The 4599-nt window shown below is 66.0% G+C and carries 5 protein-coding genes; 2 read left to right on the top strand and 3 right to left on the bottom strand.

Annotation, left to right across the window (positions count from 1 at the left end; genetic code table 11):
* Window positions 1–66 precede the first annotated feature (66 nt).
* Window positions 67–948, top strand: coding sequence for a S66 peptidase family protein (locus AB1460_RS35825; RefSeq protein ID WP_368966894.1), 882 nt, complete (start codon window positions 67–69; stop codon window positions 946–948).
* Window positions 949–1175: 227 nt separating this feature from the next.
* Window positions 1176–1685, top strand: a complete 510-nt coding sequence (locus tag AB1460_RS35815; protein WP_368966892.1) for a barstar family protein — start codon at window positions 1176–1178, stop codon at window positions 1683–1685.
* A 263-nt stretch (window positions 1686–1948) separates the two neighbouring features.
* Here the strand turns inward: AB1460_RS35815 and AB1460_RS35810 are convergent, their stop codons facing one another.
* From AB1460_RS35810 to AB1460_RS35800, 3 genes are all read right to left on the bottom strand, one after another.
* Window positions 1949–2494: an AMIN-like domain-containing (lipo)protein gene (locus tag AB1460_RS35810; RefSeq protein WP_368966891.1), complete on the bottom strand. Its 546-nt coding sequence runs from the start codon at window positions 2492–2494 to the stop codon at window positions 1949–1951.
* A gap of 343 nt (window positions 2495–2837) precedes the next feature.
* Window positions 2838–3866, bottom strand: coding sequence for a hypothetical protein (locus AB1460_RS35805; protein WP_368966889.1), 1029 nt, complete (start codon window positions 3864–3866; stop codon window positions 2838–2840).
* Between the two features lie 13 nt (window positions 3867–3879).
* Window positions 3880–4008, bottom strand: a complete 129-nt coding sequence (locus AB1460_RS35800) for a hypothetical protein (protein WP_368966887.1) — start codon at window positions 4006–4008, stop codon at window positions 3880–3882.
* Window positions 4009–4599 lie beyond the last annotated feature (591 nt).

Here is a 4599-nt window from a genome sequence, read left to right as displayed (position 1 = left end):
GAACTGCGCGGCCAGCACCCCCAACCCGACCCGGTCCACCAACCGGTCCCCGGCCTTCTCCTTGACCTGACCACGCCTCGGCACAGCCAGAACCTACACGATCAGACCTTAAGTTCCTGGTATTGGGTCGCGCCCTCCTGGTGCGGCCCGGCGGCGCTCCCCCGACCGTTCAAGCGGGGCCTGGCGGCCCTCGAACACGCCGGATACCGCGTCCGTCTCATGCCGAACGTCCATGGCCAGGGCTGGGAGTGGGTCTCGGGAACGGCCGCTGAACGAACCTCCGACCTGATGGCCGCCTTCGTCGACGCCGAGGTGCGGGCCATCATCTGCGCCATCGGCGGCGATCACAGCGCGCAGCTTCTTCCGTTGCTGGACATGGACCTGATCGCCGCGAATCCGACGATCCTCTGCGGATACTCCGACATCACCTCGCTACACCATGGCCTCCACCGCGCGACAGGCCTGGTGACTTTCTACGGGCCTGCGGTGATCCCTCAGTGGGGCGCGGTCGGCGGACCGTTCGACTACACCGTGGACCACTTCCAGCGGGTTGTCGGCGAGGCCCGCCCTCCCGGCAGGCTCCCCCACACCGACGTCGAGGTCCACGACAACGACTACGACACAGCCGAGACCACAGGCAGGCCGTTGCGCCGGACACCTGCGCACTCCCGTCAGGTACTACGCCCAGGCGAGGGAAACGGTCCCCTCCTCGCCGCCTGCCTTCCCAGCGCCCGCAATGTACTCGGGACGCCGTGGCAACCGGACTACGCCGGCCGGGTCAACGACTTCCACCGCCTCGTCCTGCACCACGTGGCCGCCGGTGGCTATCCCGTCCTCGCGCACGTCGAGGGCGGTCACACCGACCCGCTGCCCACCTTCCCGATCGGCGTGTCCACCACCGTCGACGGAACCGACCTGATACTCGAACAGCCGGCGGTAGCCGCCTGAGCGAATACTTCACGCAGTACACGGGGCCCGCCGTACGCGGCGTGCCGCAGCTTCACGAGAAGAGTGTCAGTTCCATGGCGCGCCACCCCAGGGCGTTTCCTGTCGAGAACAGGGCGCATGCAACGCCAAGCCTCGCGGTGCCGCCAGGATCGTCACAGGAAGTGACGCTTCCACCTACTATACTGGTAATCACTACATGACATTTGCCCGGGTCAGGAAGGTGAAACGTGGCCCACGACTGGCTGCCACGAGCGCTGCTTTCACCGCAGCCCCCGTGGATCCTCTGCGGCACTGTCCCCACACCTCCCGGGGATGCCGACGAGGATGGAAGCGGCGTACGGTTGGTATGCATCGACGGCGCGGAAACGAGCACAGAGGCGGAGATGCATCATCAATTCGTTGAGAGATTTGAGTTCCCCGAGTACTACGGTCGCAACTGGGACGCCCTGTATGAATGTCTGACCGATCTGAGCTGGAGTCCGGCGGAGGCATATATCGTGGATGTCGCGCACAGCTCCAGGCTTCTGTGGCGGCAGCGGCGGTCGATCGACGTTCTCCTCGATGTCCTCTCGTCCGCAGGTGAGGCCTGGGCGCTCCCAGCGTCGCGCGGCTGGCCTGTCGACGAGCACAAGGTCCCGTTCCATGTGGTTCTACATGACTCTGAACTGACAGCGAATGAGCTGATGAATCTGTACTCTTCACTCGGCGTACCGCTGTCGATCCTGTCGCCGGTTTAGTGCCCGATGGGAGCCATTTTTGTAGGCTTCCTCCTGCGGGTGATCTTCGGCCCGCTGCTCGCCGGGCGTGGCGCAGAGGTTCTTCGGCCTGCTCGGCGCCGAGGTCCTCACCCGTGGAGGTAGAGCCCGGCGCGGGTGGCCTGTGGTGAACAGGGGGCGTTGACGTCCGAACGGGAGTGTCCGACGTTCATCGACACTCCCGTTCGCGTCCGGGCAGGCCGCCGGGCGCGGCGGCCTGCCCGTTGACCCCTTGCCCTTCCGGGTTATCGGGTCGGGATCGCCACGATCACGCTGGTGCCGGTGTGCTGCACCGTCGGCTGTACCTGCGGTCCGGGCGCGGGCTCGCGCAGGCCGATGAAGTACGTGACCACGCCCTCGAAGTCGCCACCCGACCGCGCCTGGACAACATTGGTGGTCGCGCGGCCCGGGAAGAACAGGTTGCGTGGAGCCGTAGCCCTGCCCTCCTCGTCATGGGCCGCCGCATGGTGGAAGACCACCTTGACGAAGGACCGGCCCCGCACGGCGACAGGAAGGCCGGAGCCGTCCTGTATCAGTTCCGAGGCCGGCACGTACCGGGCGGTGGCCTCGGAGGGGGCGGCCGGCTGGAAGTGGAACCGGACGAGGTCCGCGCGGGCACTGGCCGCGTGTGCCGCGCTGATGCCCGTCAGGACCGGGGTGACCGGGGTGGCCGGAGACACCGGTGTGGCCGGAGACACCGTCGGCCCGCCGGCTCGCGCCGGAACCGCCACGAACAGCAGACCCAGAACCAGTGCGACTATCGCACCAAAAATCCCGTGTGCCATCCTCATGGTGCACCACCCATTCCTTTTCAGAACAGAGAGCACTGCTCCGGCGTGCGGACGGGCTGATCGGTTTTCGGGCCACCCGGCTGATCCTGACTGCCGCGAGAAATCCGCTGGTGACAAGGCCGGCCGGATCGGATCGGACGAAGTCGGTGTCAGGTCGTTGGCCGGAAGTCGGATGGATGGTGAGTGGTGATGGATGTCGGCATGGGCCCACCCCCATTCGTTGTCGGCCAAGCATGCGCGAGCACCGGGTGGCCCGCCACCGCTGCCAGCCTTCTGCGGCCGGCCGTTCCCCGTGACAGCCCACCTTCGACGCCGGCTGGCGCGCCGGTGATGGGCCGGCACGTCAGGAACCGGCCGCGCGGCGGCGACGTCTCCGGCGAGCGAAGGAGAACAGTATGCCGAGGCCGAGCAGTGAGCTGCCGGCAGCGGCCGCAGACATCACTGCGGTCCGGGTGGATATGGAATTTTCTTTGACCCGCTCGGACGCACCGCGGCGGTCGGGAAAGCGGATGATTGCCGTGGTGGTCCGCTCCACCAACCCACTGCGCAGCTTCACCGTGACGGTCCACGGACCGGCGGGCAGCTGCCCGTCGAGGGCGAACGAGACCGGGCTGACCTCTCCGAGGGCCACCGTCGCTCCCCGGCTCGCCTGAAACGGACCGGCCTGTAGGCCTCCGGGCCCATTGGTCAGTGTCAGCTCACCGGACATGTCCAGCGCACGGCCACCAGTGTTGTGAATCTCTGTACTGATCTCCAGTCGTCCGTCGAGCAGGCGTTTCGCTATGATTCCGGCGATCGTGAAGTTGGCGGCCGGCGGACCACCGGGACCGATGTCCAGGTACATGCGGATCCCGACCCGGTTGATCATCTGGACCCCGCTGCCCTCGGGATCCGGACTGCCCGCCTGAGCCCAGAGCACGCCGTAGTGTTCTCCCGGCGAAGCATCCCGTGGTGCATCGATGACGACTGTCGCCGTCTCCCGGGAATGCGCCGCGACCTCGACCACCGGCTTGTCCAGGCTGGTCCATGTTGTCAGTTCGTTCGGCGTCCGCCCCTCGGCGAAGTGGAACGCGCTGTCACCCAGGCTCGCAGCGCCCGGATACAGCTCGATCCGCATCGGACCGTCGGTGTTGTTCACGACCTCCACCCGGCGGCGCATCTCGGTACCCGGATTGAGGTGATCGACGATGTACTGTTTGGCCCGGGGATCATCCACCAGGGCCGCGGTGACCTCCACTAAGCGGATCCCAAACGTCCCCTCAGTACTGATGGTCCCCTTCTGGGGAGCAGCCGACGCAGCGGATACGGTGGTGGTCGGAACCAGTATCCCGACCACCACCGCGAGAACACCGAGAAAGGTGCCTCTCCTCATTCCACGACCTCGATTACGGAACCGTCGAGTGGATGATCGTGGCGGTGTAGTTACCGGCGATGGCGGTAACCGGGATGTCGATGGTCAGGTTCGGGTTCCACGTTGCCGAGTTGACACCCGAGCCGCCTGTCGCCGTCACCACCGAGACGGCCTGGAACTCCCCGGGAAGTCCGCCGGGTTCGAGCTCCCCGCGTTGTTCACGCGGGTGACCGTTCCGGGAACATAGTGAACGTTGGTGACGGGGATTGAAGGAAGACCGGATCCTGCCGGGGCGTTGAAGTTGGTGGCCTCGACGCTCGCCGTCCAGTTTGGCGCCGCGGCGCCTTGGGTGTCGGTGACCTGGACCTGCCCGAGTTGGCCAGAGACGGATGCCGCGCCGACGGTGCCGTTCAGGGTGGCGGTTGCCGGAGCCGTGATGTTAATACCTCCTCCCGTAAGGGACAAGGTGACCTCTGTGTTCGCTGTCGCGGCATTCGCCGGAAGTGCCGTACCGACGAGGGCCGCTGCGGCCGCGCCTACGCTTACTAATTAGAAACTAAGTTATCGGAGCGTTGGCCGGTCGGCGTCGAGATTCTGAGAATGTCGTGAGATAATTGAATCATGGAACAAGGGTCCGGTTCTCGCATTCCTCGACGCATGCTGGAGGATGTCCGGCTACTTGCGTTGAACGCAGTGGACAGGGGTATGCATCCGCGAGATGCGGCGTTGGCGTTCGGCGCCGGCGTTTCCACCG

It is taken from the genome of Parafrankia sp. FMc2 (assembly GCF_041008525.1).
Lineage (GTDB): Bacteria > Actinomycetota > Actinomycetes > Frankiales > Frankiaceae > Parafrankia.
The sequence above is the reverse complement of the archived record's forward strand: the minus strand, read 5'-3'. Positions and strand labels throughout refer to the sequence as shown.

What these genes read in the sequence shown, in the direction of transcription:
- AB1460_RS35810 (WP_368966891.1), bottom strand. Translation starts at nt 2,494, where the DNA reads ATGAGGATGGCACACGGGATTTTTGGTGCGATAGTCGCACTGGTTCTG.
- AB1460_RS35805 (WP_368966889.1), bottom strand. Translation starts at nt 3,866, where the DNA reads ATGAGGAGAGGCACCTTTCTCGGTGTTCTCGCGGTGGTGGTCGGGATA.